The organism is Porphyrobacter sp. MBR-49 (assembly GCF_053628655.1).
The window spans coordinates 154,867-174,200 of the sequence record NZ_JBRJGU010000005.1 but is presented as its reverse complement, the minus strand read 5'-3'; the positions used below and the strand labels follow the sequence as shown (position 1 = coordinate 174,200).

The 19,334-nt window shown below is 62.3% G+C and carries 18 protein-coding genes, 1 tRNA gene and 1 pseudogene; 15 read left to right on the top strand and 5 right to left on the bottom strand.

Features of this window, described 5'->3' with window-relative positions; translation table 11 throughout:
* Positions 1-3 precede the first annotated feature (3 nt).
* From ACSSV3_RS08775 to ACSSV3_RS08760, 4 genes are all read left to right on the top strand, one after another.
* Positions 4-660: an HNH endonuclease gene (locus ACSSV3_RS08775; RefSeq protein ID WP_354324271.1), complete on the top strand. Its 657-nt coding sequence runs from the start codon at positions 4-6 to the stop codon at positions 658-660.
* A gap of 78 nt (positions 661-738) precedes the next feature.
* Entirely contained in the window at positions 739-1,419 is a 681-nt protein-coding gene (locus ACSSV3_RS08770; RefSeq protein ID WP_354324273.1) for a hypothetical protein, read from the top strand.
* Positions 1,420-1,455: 36 nt separating this feature from the next.
* On the top strand, positions 1,456-1,689 hold the full coding sequence (locus ACSSV3_RS08765) for a hypothetical protein (protein ID WP_454184790.1): 234 nt from the start codon (positions 1,456-1,458) through the stop codon (positions 1,687-1,689).
* A 265-nt stretch (positions 1,690-1,954) separates the two neighbouring features.
* Entirely contained in the window at positions 1,955-2,281 is a 327-nt protein-coding gene (locus tag ACSSV3_RS08760) for a recombinase-like helix-turn-helix domain-containing protein (RefSeq protein ID WP_354324274.1), read from the top strand.
* Positions 2,282-2,287: 6 nt separating this feature from the next.
* On the opposite strand, the gene ACSSV3_RS08755 is transcribed toward ACSSV3_RS08760, so the two are convergent.
* The gene (locus tag ACSSV3_RS08755; protein WP_354324276.1) at positions 2,288-2,719 is read right to left on the bottom strand and encodes a hypothetical protein; all 432 of its coding nucleotides are present in this window, start codon (positions 2,717-2,719) and stop codon (positions 2,288-2,290) included.
* A gap of 210 nt (positions 2,720-2,929) precedes the next feature.
* Between ACSSV3_RS08755 and ACSSV3_RS08750 the strand changes: the two are divergent.
* Positions 2,930-3,460, top strand: a pseudogene (locus ACSSV3_RS08750) (helix-turn-helix domain-containing protein); the annotation flags it as partial.
* 70 nt (positions 3,461-3,530) lie between these two features.
* On the opposite strand, the gene ACSSV3_RS08745 reads toward ACSSV3_RS08750, so the two are convergent.
* On the bottom strand, positions 3,531-3,713 hold the full coding sequence (locus tag ACSSV3_RS08745) for a Flp family type IVb pilin (RefSeq protein ID WP_354324277.1): 183 nt from the start codon (positions 3,711-3,713) through the stop codon (positions 3,531-3,533).
* 112 nt (positions 3,714-3,825) lie between these two features.
* Complete coding sequence (locus ACSSV3_RS08740; RefSeq protein WP_354324278.1) at positions 3,826-4,008, bottom strand: Flp family type IVb pilin; 183 nt, start codon at positions 4,006-4,008, stop codon at positions 3,826-3,828.
* Between the two features lie 100 nt (positions 4,009-4,108).
* Between ACSSV3_RS08740 and ACSSV3_RS08735 the strand changes: the two genes are divergently transcribed.
* Positions 4,109-4,519, top strand: coding sequence for a (deoxy)nucleoside triphosphate pyrophosphohydrolase (locus ACSSV3_RS08735; RefSeq protein WP_354324280.1), 411 nt, complete (start codon positions 4,109-4,111; stop codon positions 4,517-4,519).
* Between the two features lie 60 nt (positions 4,520-4,579).
* Positions 4,580-4,656: transfer RNA gene (locus ACSSV3_RS08730), tRNA-Arg, on the top strand.
* Positions 4,657-4,738: 82 nt separating this feature from the next.
* On the opposite strand, the gene ACSSV3_RS08725 is transcribed toward ACSSV3_RS08730, so the two are convergent.
* The gene (locus ACSSV3_RS08725; RefSeq protein WP_354324281.1) at positions 4,739-5,128 is read right to left on the bottom strand and encodes a metallopeptidase family protein; all 390 of its coding nucleotides are present in this window, start codon (positions 5,126-5,128) and stop codon (positions 4,739-4,741) included.
* Positions 5,129-5,320: 192 nt separating this feature from the next.
* Between ACSSV3_RS08725 and folE the strand changes: the two genes are divergently transcribed.
* Positions 5,321-5,947 carry a GTP cyclohydrolase I FolE gene (gene folE, locus ACSSV3_RS08720; protein WP_354324515.1) on the top strand — a complete coding sequence of 209 codons (627 nt, stop codon included), beginning with the start codon at positions 5,321-5,323 and terminating at the stop codon, positions 5,945-5,947.
* A 74-nt stretch (positions 5,948-6,021) separates the two neighbouring features.
* Here the strand turns inward: folE and ACSSV3_RS08715 are convergent, their stop codons facing one another.
* A complete protein-coding gene (locus ACSSV3_RS08715; protein WP_354324283.1) occupies positions 6,022-6,501 on the bottom strand; it encodes a peroxiredoxin in 480 nt (159 codons plus the stop codon).
* 181 nt (positions 6,502-6,682) lie between these two features.
* Here ACSSV3_RS08715 and ahcY point away from each other — a divergent pair, with 181 nt between their 5' ends.
* From ahcY to addA, 7 genes are all read left to right on the top strand, one after another.
* Positions 6,683-8,113 (top strand): adenosylhomocysteinase, encoded by a 1,431-nt coding sequence (gene ahcY / locus ACSSV3_RS08710; RefSeq protein ID WP_354324285.1) that lies wholly within the window; start codon positions 6,683-6,685, stop codon positions 8,111-8,113.
* Positions 8,114-8,214: 101 nt separating this feature from the next.
* A complete protein-coding gene (locus ACSSV3_RS08705) occupies positions 8,215-10,575 on the top strand; it encodes a PAS domain-containing sensor histidine kinase (protein WP_354324286.1) in 2,361 nt (786 codons plus the stop codon).
* Complete coding sequence (gene tsaE, locus ACSSV3_RS08700; protein ID WP_354324288.1) at positions 10,572-11,036, top strand: tRNA (adenosine(37)-N6)-threonylcarbamoyltransferase complex ATPase subunit type 1 TsaE; 465 nt, start codon at positions 10,572-10,574, stop codon at positions 11,034-11,036. The genes ACSSV3_RS08705 and tsaE overlap by 4 nt, the downstream gene beginning before the upstream one ends.
* On the top strand, positions 11,033-12,019 hold the full coding sequence (locus ACSSV3_RS08695; RefSeq protein WP_354324290.1) for an aminoglycoside phosphotransferase family protein: 987 nt from the start codon (positions 11,033-11,035) through the stop codon (positions 12,017-12,019). Before tsaE ends, ACSSV3_RS08695 begins: the two co-directional genes overlap by 4 nt.
* A complete protein-coding gene (locus ACSSV3_RS08690) occupies positions 12,016-12,738 on the top strand; it encodes a nucleotidyltransferase family protein (RefSeq protein ID WP_354324292.1) in 723 nt (240 codons plus the stop codon). Before ACSSV3_RS08695 ends, ACSSV3_RS08690 begins: the two co-directional genes overlap by 4 nt.
* Positions 12,731-15,769, top strand: coding sequence for a double-strand break repair protein AddB (gene addB / locus ACSSV3_RS08685; RefSeq protein WP_354324294.1), 3,039 nt, complete (start codon positions 12,731-12,733; stop codon positions 15,767-15,769). The genes ACSSV3_RS08690 and addB overlap by 8 nt, the downstream gene beginning before the upstream one ends.
* The gene (gene addA, locus ACSSV3_RS08680; protein ID WP_354324295.1) at positions 15,766-19,299 is read left to right on the top strand and encodes a double-strand break repair helicase AddA; all 3,534 of its coding nucleotides are present in this window, start codon (positions 15,766-15,768) and stop codon (positions 19,297-19,299) included. The genes addB and addA overlap by 4 nt, the downstream gene beginning before the upstream one ends.
* The last annotated feature ends 35 nt before the right edge of the window (positions 19,300-19,334 follow it).

Sequence of the window (19,334 nt, the reverse complement as noted above, 5' to 3'; positions counted from 1 at the left end):
GAAATGACAACGCTCACACGAGATAGACACTCGATCAGAGTGCCGATCCCTGAGATTTTTCAGGCATGGGAGCTGCTCTCGCAAGCAGCGGATGCTCATCTCCAAGATCACTTTGACGAGGCCGAGACTTTGTTGATCCATGCAAATATGCCGGCGGTGTACGAGTGGGCGTGGGTTGATTGGCAGAAGCCAAGTCTAAATATCCGCATTCCCAGACCGGAAAACGACACAAAGAAGCTACCCAAAGACCAGCTCGACCCGATCAGGGCTCCAAAAGCAGCCACTAAGCGCAACGTGTTGGCCCGTGACGGGCACCGCTGCCGCTACTGCGGAATTCCCGTGATCGATGCAGACATCAGGAAACTCTTGCACAGCCTTTATCCTGCTGCAGTGCCGTGGGTGAGCAGCGTGCCCGAGAAGCAACATGCCGCGTTCTCATGTTTCTGGCTCCAGTACGATCATGTTGTGCCCCATAGCCATGGCGGGCGATCTGATGAGGACAATGTCGTCATTTGCTGCGCGCTCTGTAACTTTGGCAAGCTCGATTATACCGTCAGGCAGCTCGACATTGCTGATCCGCGCACGAGGCCACCCCAGCCTGTCGAATGGGATGGACTGGAGCGGTTACGTCGCGCGCCGAGCGCCGGCTTGCGTTCTTAATTCGCCATGGTCGCGACCATGAGCAGAGTATCGCAGCCTCCAGGTGAGCGTGGGAGCCTTAAATGGATCCAGCGAGCCGTGAACGAAGCATGGCCATCGCTTAATGAGCCAATCCTCAATGCGGTGGGCAAAGACCAGACGATCGATTGGCGATCGCCGCTCCTCGCCGATGACTATGCCGAGTATCGCGACGGCACCTTCGTTGAACGGCTTGGTCTTGGCCATTTGCGGCCCCAACTTGCTGCCTTCTGGCCGTCTGGAGGTCCGCAGTGGGATGCCCTTGGCGTGACATCCAGCGGGACCGTGCTCCTTGTCGAAGCCAAGGCGCATATTGCGGAAATGTGCTCGCCTGGCTCAGGTGCGAGTGAAGCCTCGCTGAATCTCATAAAACGCCGCCTGTACGAGACTGCGGAGGCCCTGCGCGCCAAGCGCGAGCGTGCAGACTGGCATGTTGTCTTCTATCAGCTCGCCAACCGTCTAGCACACCTTCACTGGCTTCGTGATCAAGGTGTTGACGCGCGGCTGGTGCTGGTCAACTTTCTCAACGACAAAGAAATGGCGGGGCCTACCTCGGCGGCAGAGTGGATGGCGGCATACCATGTCGCACTTCATGCACTTGGCCTCAGTCCGCGGCATCGCTTGGCACGTTATGTTATCGAGGTGTTCCCTGACGTACGCAGCCACCTCGGCACATCAACAAGCGCGCTTCCAGACCCTGCGATTTACACCGGCAGATCCGACGATTTGGTCGAGAAGTGACAAAACTCTAGCCACGCACATCTACAGGTACCCCAAATGCTCGACGAAAATGAACGCGATTGTCTCAGCCAGTTAACCGAAAACGTAATGTGGGCATCGAGCGCATGGTGGCATGACGGCTTAACTGATGTGCTTCGTGACTTGCAGACGAGAGGGTTTGTAGGCTGTCGGAACCGCGATGGTGAGGCTGCCGATCCGTTAGACATCGACGATGGTGCATATTGGTTTATTACCGACCTAGGGCGGGCAGCACTCAGCGCCCAGAGCTGAGCCAAGGACTTTGGTATTCTGCAGGCACCCTATTCGTTAAGCTTTTCGAGCAAAATGCTGAACCGAATTGCCGTTAGATTAACGAAAATGTGGGGGAGAGTGTGGGGGAGGCTTTGATCTGATCTAAATAACAATATTGATATCATAGCGTTATTGGACTGGTTCGATTCAAGCCCTGCCACCACACGCTTATAGAGCGTTGAAAAGACTGAAAAACAACGGTTTATTCCTTCCGACTGCTACGCAAAAGTGCTACACGGAAGGCATGGAAGAGATGTTCAAACTGTCCCGTAGAGCCGGATCCGCTAAGTGGCAGGTGCGGAAGCGTTGGCTGACTGACGTCGCCTCTTTTCTCAAGGGCGAGTTCAACCGCAGCACGGGGGAAGGGGACCGCAAAGCGGCGCAAGCTCAGCTCCCGTTCCTCGCTGCTGCCCGTGAGCTTGCCGTGGAGATCGAAGCCGTGAGGGCTGCAGGTGCCACCAGTCTGAGGGAGATCGCCCAGCGGCTCAATGAGAGGCACGTGGAAGCCCCGAGGGGCGGCAGCTGGCATCCTTCGGGGGTCAAGAGGGTACTGGAGAGGCTGGGGGCCTGAGCCAACCTACTCTTCAGCAGCTAAGCGCTTCCCTGATGCCCTTCTTTCTTTTGTGGGGATATTGGGATCATCACCATGCGCCTTCGAAGTCAGTCTCTCAACGTCACCCTTTAAGTCAAGGCCCATTAGATTGGCTACTGAGTAGAGCAAGGCAAGTAGTAAACCCCCACTTGCATTCACGTATCGGACGAAATCATCCCTTGAGATTTCTAACCGTTCGCCCACGCGCTTCTTTAGCCATGGGCAAGCTTTGGCCAGTCGTGAATCAACCACTCCAAACCTATGAGACAGGCAGTTTCTAATCTGTTGGAGCTCGAAGATATCGCGCCGGATATTATCATCAATTTCTATGGTGATACCAACTGCGTTCAACAGGCTTTCGAAACGCCCTAGCCCATTGCGAAGCGGGCCAGCGAGCTCGCGGTCGATTGCATCCACTATAAACCGAGCTCGAGATGGGCCTCGCAGGCTGGCGTACATGACTAAATCAACCTTGATCTTTCTCCTGTCGCTGGCAGATTAAAATGCCCCAGAAGTGACATTTGAAAATTCCCCACTTCGTTTGTTTGACCCTGTCCGGGGCGCGCCCCGGACAGGGTCAAATTGGAAACATCGGGCATAGTCCTCCTGTTGGGAGGCGATGCTGCGATGAAGAAGCTTGGAGAATTGATGATGATCCTGGATTTGCATCGCCAAGGCGTGAAGGTCGCCGTGATAGCCCGGCAATTGGGCGTCGACCGCAAGACGGTCCGCAAATATATTGCACGCGGGGTCGAGGTGCCGACCTATGGCCCGCGGCAGCCGCGGGAGCGCCTGCTGGATCCACATATTGATTATCTGCGGGCGCGACTGGAGGCCTATCCCGGGCTCAGCGCCCAGCGCTTAGCTCGTGAGCTTGGCGACCGAGGCTATACGGGCGGATACAGCACGGTGCGCGACACGGTGCGCTCGATGCGTCCGGCCGGGGGCGGCAAGCCCTATGCCGTGCGGTTCGAGACTCCGCCGGGCCAGCAGGCTCAGGTCGACTTTGCGCAGTTCCGGGTGCGTTTTGTTGATGCGCCGGATCGTGTGCAGGTGGTCTGGCTGTTCTCCATGGTGCTGGGCTTCTCGCGGTTGATCTGGGGACGGTTCGTGCTGCGTCAGACGATGCCGAGCGTGCTTGCCTGCCAGATTGGCGCACACTTCTTGCGGACAAAGAAAAACGGCGGGGATTGCTCCCCGCCGTCTTTCATTTTCACCGTGCCGAAGCTTACGGGGTCGGCGTGTTGGCAGAATCGAGCGTACCCGAAACGTTGGTGAAGGTGTCTTCGAGGCTTTCGCCCAGTGCAGTCATCGCGGTGATGGCGGCAACAGCGATCAGAGCGGCGATAAGGCCGTATTCGATGGCGGTGGCGCCCTGTTCGTCACGGACGAGATTCTTGAAAAAGGTCATGTCTAGTCTCCTGGTTCAGTCTTCGGTACCCTAACCCCCCTGTTTCAAGGCGGGCAGATATTGTGCTAATCGACACCTATTGAGAAATTCCTAACGCGAATGCGGCAGGTAATTAATTACTCATGGCCTCGCTGCTTTTGGCTTCAACTTCATTCCACATTTCGATTGTTGAACCTGCAACGCTCGAAAGTGATGCAATCATGGCAATGACGATGAGAGCCGCGATCAGGCCATATTCGATAGCCGTCGCCCCTTGCTGGTCTTCGACAATGTCTTTCATCAATGTCGGGATCATGGGGGTAACACCTATTGTTTGCGTCCTGATGAGGATGAAAATCGCCTAGGCGGGTTAAGAAATAGTTGATGAGAGCCACCGAGATGGAAAAAAAACCGACATGATGCAGCGCTGGACTGCGGTGGTTGCTGGGGCACTGATGGGGGGCGATGGCCGCTGGTTGATGCACAAACGCCCGCCCGGCAAACACCATGCCGGCCTGTGGGAGTTCCCCGGCGGCAAGGTTGAACCCGATGAAATGCCGATAGAATCCCTGATTCGCGAACTAAGCGAGGAGCTCGGAATCCGGTGCGATTCGGCAACATGTGCGCCAGCGGGATTTGCCGAGACCAGTATCGCTCAGTCGGCAAACGCGATTGTCATTCTGCTTTACACAGTGGGTGGTTGGGACGGGGTTCCTGAGTCGCTGGAAGGCGGCGAGGTCGGTTGGTTCACCCCGCAACAGGCGCTCGCGCTGGCCAAGCCGCCGCTGGATGTCATGCTGGCTCAGCAGCTTTTTCAAAATCGCTGAGCGGCGGCCAAGGCCCCTTGCCAAGCGGTTGAGACCCCCTTATGAGCCGCCCTCCAAGGCGCACCCGTAGCTCAGCTGGATAGAGCACCAGACTACGAATCTGGGGGCCGGGCGTTCGAATCGCTCCGGGTGCACCAATAAAGCCCGCTCCTCAGCCGAGGGGCGGGCTTTATTGGTTCATGGCCTGATTGATTTATGGCTCGGCGCTGTTTGGCCGAATCACCGTCCGGCACTTTGCTCAAGCGCGTGCATATCGGCGTCAGACAGGCCGAAATGGTGTCCGGCTTCGTGGATCACGACGTGTCGGACAAGCGCCTCGAACGCGACCCCGGTCTGGGCCATTTCCTCCAGTAATGGCTTTCGGAACAAAGTGATGACCGGCGGCATCGTCTCGTGATCCCATTGCGAACGATCGGGCAGGGCGACCCCTTCGTACAGTCCGGTCAGTTCCCAGCGATCGGCAATTCCCACCAGCGCCAGCTGTTCAGCCGTGGCAAAGTCATCAACCCGCAACACGATATCCGCCACCTGATCGCGAAACATCGCTGGCAGTCGCGCCAGCACGGCGCGGGCGGCGGCTTCAAATTCGGCAATGCTGTGATCGCGCAATGGGTGCCTCCTGTCCAAATCCGGGGGATGAATTGGCAATGATCGCTCCTACATGGCGAATTGGGAACAATGTTTTTGCGCAATCAGCATCCGCGCGCGCAACGGCTTGCGTATCTCGGCCTGAACGGACACTTGGGATCGACAGACAAGGGGGCTACGACAGAGCCGATGAGTGAAGAAAGACGCCAGAAGATGGATTATAGCTCTGCCCAGTATCGCGATGATGATTTCGATGGGGACAATCCGCTGGGCAAGCCCGACGTGCCCGATCACGTGCAGGATGCTATTCGCACACTGATCGCATGGGCGGGCGATGACCCAGACCGCGAAGGGTTGCGCGATACGCCTAAGCGAGTCGGGCGCGCGTGGTTGGAATATTGCGAAGGCTACAAGCAGGATCCGGCGATCCACCTTTCGCGGATTTTCGAGGAAGTTGGCGGGTATGACGAGATTGTGCTGCTGAAAGACATCCCGTTCCAGTCGCATTGCGAACACCACTTGGCCCCGATTACAGGCAAGGCGGCGATTGCCTATCTGCCGAACAAGAAGGTCGTGGGCATTTCAAAACTGGCGCGGGTGCTGCACGGCTATGCCCAGCGGCTCCAGATTCAGGAGCGGCTGACGGCGGAAGTCGCCAAGTGCATCTGGGACAATCTTGAACCGCATGGCGTGGCCGTGGTGATCGAGGCACAGCACGGCTGCATGACCGGACGCGGGGTGAGGACGCCCGGCGTCGGCATGATTACCAGCCGGGTGCTCGGCTGTTTTCTGGAAGATCAACGCAGCCGCAAGGAAGTGATGAGCCTGATGGGCTATTGATCGGTAGATTTGCCTGAATTCAATAAAGGGCACCTGTCAAAAGGTGCCCTTTATTATGTCCGAAATGCAGCCGGTCAGAGTTGGCCGAGCATATGCTCGGCGCTCGACACTTTGAAATCGCCCGGTTCTTCGATGTTGAGCTGTTCGACAACACCATCATTGACGACCATCGAAAAACGCTGGCCGCGCTTGCCCAGGCCAAAGCCCGACCCATCCATCGTCAGGCCAATCGCCTCGACAAATTCGGCATTGCCATCAGCGAGCATGGTGATGTCGTCGCTGCCAGCGGCCTTGTTCCAGGCCCCCATGACAAAGGCATCATTGACGGCGGTGCCAACGATTTCGTCCACGCCCTTGGCTTTGAGATCGGCGGCCTTGTCGACGAAACCGGGCAGATGCTTGGCCGAACAGGTCGGGGTGAAGGCGCCGGGGACGGAGAACAGCGCAACCCGCTTGCCTGCGAAATATTCGCTCGATTTGACCGCCTGCGGGCCTTCGGCAGTAGCCTTTACCAAGGTGACTTCGGGGAGTTTGTCGCCAACAGAAATCGTCATGTCGTGTGCATCCTTTGTGCGGGGGAACCTTGCGCCGTTGTATAGTGATCGCTGCGGCAGGGGCAACAAATAGACATATAAAGATAAGTTTATATTTGCCTCACGTCGCCCGCGTCGCTAGGGGCACGGCATTGGTCAGCGCCCGCGCTAATTCCGTGTGGGCCGACACAGGAGATATATCATGGCAACCGCCCCCACCACTACCGCCCCGACGCAGGAACATGTCATCAGGGATATCACTCTGGCCCGTTTTGGCCGCGATGAAATCCGCATTGCCGAAACCGAAATGCCCGGCCTGATGGCCTTGCGCGAAGAATATGGCGCGGCGCAGCCGCTCAAGGGCGCGCGCATTACCGGTTCGCTGCACATGACGATCCAGACCGCGGTGCTGATCGAAACGCTGGTGGCGCTGGGTGCCGAAGTGCGCTGGGCGACCTGCAATATCTATTCCACGCAGGATCACGCCGCCGCCGCGATTGCCGAGAGCGGGATTCCCGTGTTTGCGATCAAGGGTGAGACGCTGGGCGAATATTGGGATTATGTCGGCCGGATCTTCGATTGGTCGACCGAGGCCGATCCTGATCTTACCTGCAATCTGATCCTCGATGATGGCGGCGATGCGACCATGTTCGTGTTGTGGGGCGCGCGGATTGAAGCGGGCGAGGAACTGCCTGCTCCTGCCAATGCCGAAGAAATCGAATTTCAGCGCGCATTAAAGGCGTTTGTCGCGGCCAAGCCCGGCTATCTCACCAAGGCGGTGAAGGCTATCAAGGGCGTGTCGGAAGAAACCACCACCGGGGTGATGCGGCTGTATCAGATTGCCAAGCAGGGCAAGCTGCCGTTCCCGGCGATCAACGTCAATGACAGCGTTACCAAGTCGAAGTTCGACAATCTCTATGGCTGCAAGGAATCGCTGGTCGACGCGATCCGCCGCGCGACTGACGTGATGCTGGCTGGCAAGGTCGCCTGCGTCGCGGGCTATGGCGACGTCGGCAAGGGTTCGGCGGCTTCGCTGCGTAATGGCGGGGCGCGTGTGCTGGTGACCGAAATCGACCCGATTTGCGCATTGCAGGCAGCGATGGACGGGTTCGAGGTTGTCAGGATGGAAGACGCGGTCAAGCACGCCGACATCTTCGTGACCGCCACAGGCAATGAAGACGTGATCACCGCTGAACACATGGAGGCGATGAAGCCGATGGCGATCGTCTGCAACATCGGCCACTTTGACAGCGAGATTCAGATTAGCGCGCTGTCGAATTACGATTGGCGTGAAGTCAAGGAAGGCACCGATCTCGTCACCTTCCCCGATGGCAAGTCGATCATTATCCTTGCCAAGGGCCGTCTGGTAAACCTCGGCTGCGCCACCGGCCACCCGAGTTTCGTGATGAGCGCGAGCTTCACCAACCAGACGCTGGCGCAGATCGAGCTGTTCACCAAGGCGGATGAATACGACAACGACGTTTATGTCCTGCCCAAACACCTCGATGAAAAGGTGGCAGCGCTGCATCTGGACAAGCTGGGCGTGAAGCTCAGCCAGCTCAGCAACAAACAGGCCGATTATATCGGTGTGCCGCAGGCTGGCCCGTTCAAGCCTGATCATTACCGCTATTGATCGCAAGAAACCGTCCGTCCCACCCTGTTTTCTCACGGGGTTGGGGGCGGATGGGGTCATCCCCGTTGCACTGACGCGCGGGCGCGCATAGCGAAGGGGCAATGGACATCTCGCCCGTCTCGCTTGTGCTTATTGCGCTGGTGCTCGCCGCTTGGGCGGTGGGCGCTGCGGTGGTCATCATCCGCGCCAATCGGGGCATGAAGCGCGCAAGGGCGCTCAAGACCAGCCTCAAGCGGATGCAGGCACTGCTCGATGTCGCGCCCGCGCTGCCTCTGCTGGTGCGAGTCGACGGGCGGATTGAAGCGCCCGACAAACTGGCTCGGCTGCTGGGCCTTGCCGCGATGCCGAAATACCTCAGCGAACTTGCGCCCGACGGCGGGACGAGCAAGGGCGGCGGGCTATCCCGCGAACAGGTGGACCAATTATGGGCGCGGGTGCAGGCGACGCAGAAAAGCGCTGCTCCGTTTCGCATGGCAATCAACCTGCCCGGTTCGCAGCGCAGCCTTGCGCTGCATGGCACGCTCGCTGATCCGCAGGTTTCGCCGGGCGGGGCGGCGCTGGTGTGGGTGTTCGACTTTACCGAAAGCCACGGCGAACTGGCCCGCCTGCGCGCCGCTGCGGCACGGGCGACCGGGGATTTTGCCGCATTGGTAGGCCTGATCGAAGCGGCGCCAATGCCGATGTGGTTCAGGGGCAGCGATCTGACCTTGCAGCTCGTCAATCAGGCCTATGTCGATGCAGTGGGCGCGGGCAGCGCTGCGGAAGTCGTGGACAGCCAGATCGAACTGCTTGAACCCGATGATGCGCGATCGCCTGCCGACATCGCGCGCAATGCGCTCCAAAATCAGGATAAATCCGAACGGATCGTCGCCGCCACGATCCATGGCGCGCGCCGCACCTTGCGTGTCAGCGATCTGCCATTGGGGCAGGAAGGCGTGGCAGGCTACGCCATCGACATTGAGGAGCAACAGCAAGTCGCGCGCGAATTCCGGGCGTTTCGCGATGCCCAGCGGGTGATGCTGGATCAGCTATCAGTCGGCGTCGCGCAGTTCGACCCGGAAGAGCGTCTGATATTTGCAAACCGCCCTTTCCGGCGGTTGTTCGCGCTGACGGACGAGGCAATTGCTGAGCGCACTGCGTTTGACCGCTTCCTTTCCGATGCGCGCGAACGCGGGAGCACGCCCGAAGTGCGCGATTTTCCCGAATGGCGGCGTGAACGCGCAGCATGGTTCGGCGCGCGAGGGACGCAGGAGGAAGCCTGGCCGCTACCCGGCGGCACGCATCTGCGGGTGGTCGCGCAACCCATGCCCGACGGCGGGCTGGTGCTGATTACCGAAGATCGCACTGAAAGCCTGGCGCTGTCCGCTGGGCGCGATACTCTGCTGCGAACCCGCACCGCGACGCTTGATAGCCTGTTCGAAGCGCTGGTGATTTTCTCGCCCGATGGGTCGGTGCAATTGTGGAACCGAAGCTTTGCGGGAACTTGGGGTCTGACGCCGGAACTGCTCGATCAGCACCCCAGCGCGGATGAATTGCTAAGCGCGATTGGACGCAATCTGGTGCGCCCGGACGAGGTGGCGCTGATCGGTGCGGCGGTGCGCGCGGCGACATTGGACCGGCGCGAAAAAGGTGGGCAGGTTGATCTTGCCGATGGGCGCAGCTTGCGCTTTGCCGGGATTCCGCTGCCCGATGGCAATGGGCTTCTGACGGTGCTCGACATCACCGCCTCGCAAAAGGCCGAGCAGGCTCTGCGCGAACGCGCCGAAGCGCTGGAAGAGGCCGACGCGGTCAAGGCGCGGTTCCTCGCCAATATGTCCTACGAATTCCGCACCCCTCTGACCACGATTGGCGGCTATGCCGAACTGCTGAAAAGCGGCGTGGCTGAAGGGCCGGAGCAGGCGGGTGAATATGTCGATGCCATCCTGAGCGCAGTCGCGCGTCTTACCGAGCAGGTCGAAAATGTGCTCGACCTGTCGCAGAGCGAAGCGGGGCTGCTGCCGATCAGCAAGGAACGGGTCGATCTGCTCGATTTCCTCACAACGCTGGTGCGCGAACGCGAACAGGTGATCATCGCTGCGGGCCTGAGCCTTGATCTCAAAGGCCGTCGGGGCCGGGTGGTCGATGCCGACCCGCGCCAGTTGGGCCGGGCGGTCGGCAATCTCCTGGACAACGCCATCACTGGCACGCCCGAAGGTGGCCGGATCGTGATCGAACTGAACAAGGCACCCGATGGATCGGATTGGGGTGTCGAAATCAGTATCGCCGACAACGGTCGGGGCATGTCGTCACGCGAACTCGCGCTGGCGCAGGGCGGGGTGCGGCCGGGCAAGGACGGCGCGCCCGAACGCCGCACGGGGCTGGGCATTCCGCTCGCGCGGCAGTTGATCGAAGCGCATGATGGCACCCTCGATATCGCCAGCCGCAAGGGCGCAGGCACCACCGCGACGATCCGCCTGCCGTGAACGAGACGCGCACGACCCTGCCTGATCTGGCGGCGATGGCGCATTACGGTGCGGCGATTGCGGCACGGCTGCGCGCGGGCGATGTGGTGGCGCTGACCGGCGGGTTGGGGGCAGGCAAGACCACGCTCGCGCGTGCAATTCTGGCGGCGCTGGGCCATGCGGGCGAGGTGCCGTCGCCGACCTTCACGATCATCGAAACCTATGATGCGCCGCCGCTGCGCCTACCTGTCGTCCATGCCGATTTTTACCGGCTCGAACATCCCAGTGAGCTCGATGAAATCGGGCTGGATGATTACCGCGAAGGCGCGGCGCTGCTGGCCGAATGGCCCGATCATGCGGGCGGGTTTGACCGTGAGGCAGGCTGTCTTTCGATCACGCTGGAATTGGTGGGGGAAAGCGGCGAAGATGGGCGCATTGCGATTGCCCGCGGCGGCTCGGATTGGGTAGGGCGGATGCCATGAGCGTGCTTCCTTCCGGTCTTGCCGAATTTGTCGCCGACGCAGGTTGGGGCGGGGCCGATATTGCGCCGCTACCCGGCGATGCATCGTTCCGTCGCTACTTTCGGCTCGTTCGAGGCGGCGAATCGGCGATGCTGATGCACGCGCCCCCGCCGCATGAAGACCCCGCGCCGTTCCTGCATGTCGCGCATTGGCTCAATGAAAACGGGATGCGCGCGCCAGCGATCCTTGCTGAAGACGCGGCCAAAGGCTGGGTGCTGACCGAGGATTTCGGCAACGACCGGATGCGCGATTGGCTCGATCTCAACCCGGCGGATGAGGCGGCGGCCTATGCTGCAGCCGTCGATGCGCTGGTGGCGCTCCACCGCCTGCCAGCGGGGCCATTTCCGGCCTACGACATGGCGACCTATGCCCGCGAGGCGGCGTTGCTGACCGAATGGTATTGCCCGGCGCAGGGGTTGGATGTGGATGGGGCCGGCTATGCTGCGGCGTGGGAGGAAGCGCTCACCCCTTTGCTGGAACGCCAGCATCCCGGCGTTACCGTGCTGCGCGATTACCATGCCGAAAATATCATGCTGCTGGGCGGGCAAGCGGGCGCGCCGCAGGGGTTGATTGATTTTCAGGACGCACTGGTCGGCCACCCGGCCTATGACCTTGTCTCTCTGTTGCAGGACGCGCGGCGCGATGTGCCAGAGGTGTTGGAGGGTGCGATGCTCGCGCATTATTGCGCTGGTGCCGGAATTAGCGATGATGATTTCCTTGCCGACTACGCGCGGCTCGGTGCGCAGCGCAATGCCAAGATTGTCGGCATTTTTACCCGGCTTGATCGGCGCGATGGCAAGCCCAAATACCTCACCATGATCCCGCGCGTCTGGGCAGCGATGGAGCGTGATCTGGCGCACCCTGCGCTGGCACCGGTGGCGCGCTGGTTCGATGCCAATATCCCGCCCGCATTGCGCGCTGCCAATGGGGCATTCGCCGCATGACCGCAGGGCCGCTCGCTTCTGATACTGCAATGATCCTTGCCGCAGGGCTGGGCAAGCGGATGCGCCCGCTCACCGCGTCGCAGCCCAAACCGCTGGTGCGGGTTGCGGGCAAGGCGTTGATTGACCACGCGCTCGATCGGCTGGCCGAGGCCGGGGTCGCGCGCGCGGTGGTGAATGTGCATTACCTCGCCGATGCGCTGGAGGCACATGTGCTTGCTTGTCGCGCGCCGCAGGTGAGTGTCTCGGATGAGCGCGCGCTGTTGCTCGAAACCGGCGGCGGGATGGCGAAGGCGCTGCCGCGTCTGCCCGACCCGTTCTTTGCGCTGAACGCTGACAATATCTGGCTCGACGGTCCGAAAAGCGCGTTTCACGATCTGTCGTCGCGCTGGGATCCGGACGCGATGGACGCGCTGCTGCTGGTGGTTCCCCACGCGCGCGCGGCGAATTTTAGCGGGCCGGGCGATTTCCACATGGATCCGCTGGGTAGGCTGTCGCGCCGCCTTGATGGCCGGATCGCGCCGTTTATCTATACTGGTATCCAACTGGTTTCGCACCGCTTGATGCGCGATGCGCCGACTGGTCCATTCGGGACAATGCAATTGTGGGAACGCGCGATCAAAGAAGGGCGGCTTTACGGCCTGTCTTTCACCGGGTTGTGGTTCGAAGTCGGCACTCCGCAAGCGATCCGTCCGACTGAAGCGGCGTTGCAGGGTGGCTGAGGCGCGCCGCACAGGGCCGCTGGTCTATTCCAGCGCCGCGCATCGCGGCTTTGCCGATGCGCTGGTGGCAGGGCTGGTGCCGCGCTACCGCGAACCGGGTTTCGGGCTGGCCCGCCTTACTGTGCTGGTGCCGAGCAGTCGCGCCGCGCGCACCCTGTCCGAAGCCTTCATCCGCCATGCCGGGGAAACGGGTGAAGGCGGACTGTTGATGCCGCGCATGATTGCGGTGGGTGATCTTGACCTTGACGAAAAACTGGGCGCGGCGCTCGATCCGCTGGGTGCGGCGGACATCCCGCCTGCCTGCGATCCTGTGCGCCGCTGGCTCGCGCTGGATCGCCTGATTGCCGAGGAGCGCGCCAGCGAGGGCATGGAACCGCTGCCGGGCCGCGCACGGCTCAATCTGGCGCGCGAAATGGCGCGGGCGATGGATCGGTTGCTGGTCGAGGAAAAGCGCGCTGATGATCTGCTGAGCGAACCGGTGCTCGACAGTGTGGCGGGTGTGGCTGATCATTGGAAACGCGCCGTCCGCCTGTTCGCGCGGGTCAACACCCGCTGGCAGGCGGAGCTGGATTCGCGCGGTGAGGTCGATGCCGCCACCCGGCGCAACCTGCTGTTTGATCGCGCCGCGCTTCGCTGGAAAGTTGCGCCGCCGCCGCACCCCATCCTTGCAGCCGGTGTCACCAGTGCTTCCCCGGCGCTGGCACGGCTGCTGCGCGTGGTGGCCGAACTGCCGTTGGGCGCGGTGGTGCTGCCCGATCTCGATCTGGCGATGGATGATGCCGCGTGGGAGGAATTGGGCCGTGCAGGTGCAGCCGACGCGCCCGGCGGGGCGGTGTTCGGCACGGATGATGTGCTGTCGCACCCGCAATATCATCTCAAGCTGCTGCTCAACCGCATGGGGGTGAACCGCGCAGAGGTGCAGCAATGGCACCGGCGCGGGATTGCTGCGGCAGAGCCAGCCCGCAGCCGGGCGATCTCGTCCTTGTTTCTGCCCCCGCGAGCGAGCCGTTCGTGGGCGGCGTTAAAGCCCGATCAGCGGCGCTTGGCAGGCGTTCGCGTGCTGACCAGCGCGACGATCGAAATCGAAGCGCAGGCGATTGCGCTGATGGTGCGCGAAGCGCTTGAACAACCCGAACAGCGGATCGCGATCGTCACCGCTGATCGCGGTCTTGCCCGGCGGGTGGTGCAGCATCTGGCGCGCTGGAATATTGCCGCCGATGATAGCGCCGGTCAGTCCTTGGCGCTGACCCCGGCGGGCCGGTTGCTGGGCTTGCTGGTGGAAATCGCCGCGCATGGGGCCGATCCCGGCAATCTGGTTGCGGCTTTCGGGCATCCCTTGGTGCGCGGCAGTGACGGCGAAGCGCGGCAGGCGTGGCTGACCGGCCTGCGCGCCTTTGACCGGCAATTGCGCGGGCCGTCCCCTGCGCCGGGGATAGAGCCGCTGCGCAAGGCGGCGGACAAGGCGGGCGTCGTTGCGTGGTGGGCCGAGGCTGCGGGGTTGATCGCACCGCTTTCCGATTGGCCGGAGCAAATTGGGCTGGCCGACGCGCTCGGAATCCTCGCCGCCGCGTGCGAAGCCTTTGCCGGGCCATCGGCATGGGAGCGCGAAGATGGGCGTGCGCTTGGCGCCATGATCGAGGAATTGCGCGGCCACGCCGAAGCGCTCGGTACCGTGATCGAAAGCGCCGATATCGCGGGCATCCTGCGCGATGCAATGGATGAAGTCGCGGTGCGCCCCGGTTATGGCGGGCACCCGCGTGTGGCGATTTACGGCTTGCTTGAAGCGCGCATGGCGCGGGCTGATATGGTCATCTGCGCAGGGCTGAATGAAGGCAGCTGGCCGCAGCCGCCCGCCGCTGATCCCTTGCTCGCACCTGCGATCCTGCGCGCGCTCGGCGTGCCGGGGGCAGAGTTCAGGATTGGGCTGTCCGCGCATGATCTGGCCGGGGCAATGGGCGCGCCGCAGGTGGTGCTAAGCCGGGCCTTGCGCGATGCCGAGGGGCCGACGCTGCCGTCGCGCTTCCTGCTAAGGGTAGAGGCGTTGCTGGGCGATGATCTGGCGCGCGAACACCGCGAAACCGCAATCCCGGCGCTGTTGCCGCATCTCGACCGTGAACGTGCGAGAAGCACGGCCTATCCGCGCCCTGCGCCCGATCCTGCGCCCGCCTTGCGCGATGTGCCGATCAAGGTGACTGCGCTCGACCGGCTGCTGGGCGATCCCTATCAGTTCTATGCGCAGGCGATCCTCAATCTCAGGCAGTTGCAGCCGCTCGCCGCTGATCCGTTCAGCGATCCGGCGCTGCGCGGGACGTTGGTGCATGATATTCTGGAAAAATGGCATCACGCCCGCGTGGTTGACCCGGCGCAGGCGATTGCGCCATTTGCCGCCGCGCAGTTCGCCGCCGAACAGGTGCACCCGTTGTTCCGGGCGCTGTGGCAGCCGCGCCTGATCGCGGCGCTCGAACGTTTCGAGGCATGGCTGGATGCTGCCGCGGCCGAGGGCCGGAAGGTGCTGGCCAGCGAATTTTCGGGCGAGATGACCTTCGATGACGTGAAGGTGAAGGGCCGTGCTGACCGCATTGATCAGCTCGCCGATGGGACACTGGCCATCGTCGATTACAAAACCGGCGCGCCGCCAAGCAAGGCACAGGTGACGGCGGGCTATGCGCTGCAACTCGGCATCCTTGGCTTGATCGCGCAGCATGGCCGGTTTGAACGCCATGGCACGGTGGTGACCGGCACGCCGACGCGGTTTGAATATTGGTCGCTGGGGAAGCCGCAAAAGGGCGATGGATTCGGTTATCAGCAAACCCCGATGAAAGAAGGGAACGCAAGAACCGGGCTTGAACCCGGCGAATACCTGCCCTTCCATGCCGAGCGACTGGGCCACGCCATTCGCGAATATATCAAGGGCAGCGCACCGTTTACCGCGCGCGAGAACCCTGATTACAAAGGCTATAATGAATATGATCAGCTAATGCGGCTGGAAGAATGGATCGTGGGCCTCACCGATCAGGATGATGCAGCATGAGCGGCGGCGGGTTGGTATTCCCGCTGGCGGGCAATCAACGGCTCGCGGCGAACCCTGCTGACAACGTCTGGCTGTCGGCATCGGCCGGGACGGGCAAGACGCAGGTATTGTCCGCGCGCGTGCTGCGCCTGCTGCTGCGCGAAGATGTTGCACCGTCGCAGATCCTGTGCCTGACCTTTACCAAGGCGGGCGCGGCGGAAATGGCCAACCGCATCAACGCGGTGCTGGCACGCTGGGTGCGATTGCCCGAGGCGACGCTGGCGCGGGAACTTGGCCATCTTGGCGCGGATATCGACCCGGCCACCCTGGAACGCGCGCGCAGCCTGTTTGCCAGCGTGCTCGATTGCCCCGGTGGCGGCCTCAGGATTGATACGATCCACGCCTTTGCGCAGTTTCTGATTGGCAATTTCCCCGATGAGGCGGGCCTTGCCCCCGGCACGCGGGTGATGGACGATCGCAGCCGCGACCTGTTGGCGCGCGATGTTCTCACCGATCTGATTGAGGGGGCTGAGCGCGCGGGCGATGCCCGGTTGCTGGATGCGACCACCCTGTTCACCACCCGCAAGGAACCGGGCGCGTTACAGAAATGGCTGATGCGCGCCGCCGATGCACATGAGCTGTGGGCAGGGCAGGGCGCGTGGCAATCCCCGATGGATGCGCGGGTGCGGCAGACCTTGGGGATGCCAGCCGATGCGGGCGCAGATTGGGCGAACGAGCCGCTGCACCCTGATATTTTCCCCGATGATCATCTGCTGGCGATGATCCCCCCGCTTGAAGCGTGGGGCACGGCGACGGCGGCCAAGTGCCTTAGCTTCATGCGGGAATGGCTGGAACTGGACTGGCCCGCGCGGATTTCTGCCGCTGCGGGGTTCCGTGGAACGCTGCTCAGGGCGGATGGCATGCCGAGCCTAACCCTCAAGAAGCCGCGGGAGACTGACCCTGATTTCATCGACAATCAGGAGACGATTGCCGTCGCGATTGAGGAAGTCGAAATTCGCCGTGCGCTGCTCGCCACCGCCGAAATCGTCACCGCCGCGCTCGAAATCGGGCGGGCGTTTGCGCTGAGGTGGGAAGCGCGCAAGGCCCGCGAAGGGCTGCTCGATTTTTCCGACCTGATCCGTAAGGCCGCCGACCTGCTCGGCAATTCTGCGGCGGCAGACTGGATCCGCTACAAGCTTGACCGGCATTTCGACCACATCCTGATCGACGAGGCGCAGGATACCAACCAGAGCCAGTGGGACATCGTGTTCGCGCTGATCGATGATTTCTTCAGCGGCGAAGGCGCGCGCGGGGATAAATTGCGCACCATCTTCTCCGTGGGCGATTACAAGCAGGCGATTTTCGGGTTTCAGGGCACCAGTCCGGAAAACTTCGCCCGCGCCAAACAAAAGGTTGAGGCGCGCATCATGCAGGCGCGTGACGGCATCCGCGCCAGCCGCATCAATCGGCGCGAGCCGGGCTGGCAGGATCTCGACCTCGGCCAATCGTTCCGCACAGCCAATGTGGTGCTCGATTTCGTCAATCGCACGATTGCGCTTTTGGGCTTTCCCGCCTTCGGGCTTGATCGCGAACCTGCGCCGCATGAAGGTGCCGAGCGCCCCGGACTTGTCACGCTGTGGCCGCCCGTTTTTCCCCACGCGGGCGAGGGTGAGGGCGACGGCGATGATGAAGGTGACGATGGCGGCGACTGGCTGCCGGCGCATGATACCTTGCTCGCCGATCGCATCGCGCAGCAGGTGCAGCGCTGGGTGAACCTGACCGATCCGTTCGTGCTGGAAAAAGGCTCGCGCCGCCATGCGCAGGCGGGCGACATCATGGTGCTGGTGCGCCAACGAAAAGCGCTCGCTGCGCAGATTGTGGCTAAGCTGCACGCGCGCGGCGTGCCGGTGGCCGGGGTTGACCGGCTGCGATTGGGCGCGCCGCTGGCGGTTAAGGATGTGCTGGCGGCCCTGCGCTTTGCGTCGCAACCCCTCGATGATCTGAGCCTCGCCAACCTGCTCGCCTCGCCGCTGGCGGGGTGGACGCAGGATGATATCCTCGCCCACGTTCCCCGGTCGGACAAGGTGCGGCTGTGGGATCATTTGCGCCGCGCGGATGCGCCGCCGTTGGTGCGGGACGCGGCTGAACGATTGCGCGAACTCCTGCGCCGCGCCGATTACCAGACCCCGCAGGCGCTGATAACCTGGCTGCTGACCGGCCCGTGGCAAGGCCGTGCGCGGCTGGTTGAACGCTTGGGGAGCGAGGCGAACGACCCGCTTGATGAGCTGGTCAACGCAGCCTTCGCATTTGAAGCGGAGCATTGGCCGAGCCTTGCCGGGTTCTTGCAGTGGTTCGATGCCGGAACCGGTGATCTGAAACGCGATTCGGACAGCGCCACCGGGCAGGTGCGGGTGATGACGGTGCATGGTTCGAAGGGTTTGCAGGCGCCGATCGTCATCCTTGCCGACGCCACGGGCGAACCGGGCAAGCCAGGCGATCTGGCACTGGATGATGATGCCTTTGGATTAGCGAACGATCCTGAACGGGTGCGCGCGGTGCTATTGCCTCCGCTGAACAAGGAGGAACGCAAGGGGCGGGTCAGCGCGGCTGAGGAAGCGGCCAAGACGGCGGCGATGCAGGAGCATTGGCGGCTGCTTTATGTCGCCATGACCCGCGCCGAAGAAGCGCTGTTCATCGGCGGATCGCTCAACAAGAACGAAGCAAGGAACCGCGTCCCGCATGATGACAGCTGGTATGCGCGGCTTGCGCCCTTGTTCGACGGCGAGGAACTCGCTGATCCGGTGTGGCGATGGCGTAAGGAGTGGGGTCATCACGCTGAACCGTTGATGCCCGGCGACAATGCGCAATCGGACGCGGCAACGCCGCCTGAGCTTCCGCCATGGATGACAACGCCGATCGGCCCCGAGCCGCGCCCACCGCGCCCGCTTGCTCCATCAAGCGCGGGTGAGGAAAAGGGCGGCGAACCGCCGCTGCCGCCCGATGTCGCGCGGATTGCGGCCCGTCGCGGGAGCCTGATCCATCGTCTGCTCGAACGTCTGCCCGATGTGCCCGAGGCCGAACGGGCGCTGACCGCGCACCGCTGGCTGGAACGGCAGGCAGGCGATCTGCCCGATGCGGAACGTGCGGAAATGCTTGGCTCTGCGACGGCCGTGCTCGCCCACCCTGATTTTGCCGCGCTGTTTTCACCGCGTGCGCTGGCTGAGGTGCCGCTGGCCGCGACGGTGGGCGGGGTGGTGGTGGCAGGCACGGCGGATCGACTGCTGATCGAGGATACGCGGATCACCGTGGTGGATTTCAAGACCACCCGCCGCCCGCCCGCCAGCGCCGATGCGATTCCGCTGGCGACGTTGCGGCAGATGGCCGCCTATGTCGCCGCGTTGGAGGCAATCTATCCGGGGCGCGAAGTGCGAGCGGGCGTGCTTTATACTCATGCGCCTGCGCTGTTCGACCTCGCACCGGAACGGCTGGCACCGCACAAGTCAGGGTTGGACGCCGCGCAGCAAAGCTATTTGCCGCTGGCTATTGAGTGAAAAGCCGCGCGCACTAGATTGCATTATAAGCCCGC

Bases quoted from the DNA above. Each gene is read 5' to 3' on its own strand.
- ACSSV3_RS08760 (WP_354324274.1), top strand. From the start codon at position 1,955: ATGGAAGAGATGTTCAAACTGTCCCGTAGAGCCGGATCCGCTAAGTGG.
- ACSSV3_RS08775 (WP_354324271.1), top strand. From the start codon at position 4: ATGACAACGCTCACACGAGATAGACACTCGATCAGAGTGCCGATCCCT.
- ahcY (WP_354324285.1), top strand. From the start codon at position 6,683: ATGGCAACCGCCCCCACCACTACCGCCCCGACGCAGGAACATGTCATC.
- ACSSV3_RS08765 (WP_454184790.1), top strand. From the start codon at position 1,456: ATGCTCGACGAAAATGAACGCGATTGTCTCAGCCAGTTAACCGAAAAC.
- ACSSV3_RS08715 (WP_354324283.1), bottom strand. From the start codon at position 6,501: ATGACGATTTCTGTTGGCGACAAACTCCCCGAAGTCACCTTGGTAAAG.
- addA (WP_354324295.1), top strand. From the start codon at position 15,766: ATGAGCGGCGGCGGGTTGGTATTCCCGCTGGCGGGCAATCAACGGCTC.
- ACSSV3_RS08705 (WP_354324286.1), top strand. From the start codon at position 8,215: ATGGACATCTCGCCCGTCTCGCTTGTGCTTATTGCGCTGGTGCTCGCC.
- ACSSV3_RS08735 (WP_354324280.1), top strand. From the start codon at position 4,109: ATGATGCAGCGCTGGACTGCGGTGGTTGCTGGGGCACTGATGGGGGGC.
- ACSSV3_RS08695 (WP_354324290.1), top strand. From the start codon at position 11,033: ATGAGCGTGCTTCCTTCCGGTCTTGCCGAATTTGTCGCCGACGCAGGT.
- ACSSV3_RS08740 (WP_354324278.1), bottom strand. From the start codon at position 4,008: ATGATCCCGACATTGATGAAAGACATTGTCGAAGACCAGCAAGGGGCG.
- ACSSV3_RS08745 (WP_354324277.1), bottom strand. From the start codon at position 3,713: ATGACCTTTTTCAAGAATCTCGTCCGTGACGAACAGGGCGCCACCGCC.
- ACSSV3_RS08690 (WP_354324292.1), top strand. From the start codon at position 12,016: ATGACCGCAGGGCCGCTCGCTTCTGATACTGCAATGATCCTTGCCGCA.
- folE (WP_354324515.1), top strand. From the start codon at position 5,321: ATGGATTATAGCTCTGCCCAGTATCGCGATGATGATTTCGATGGGGAC.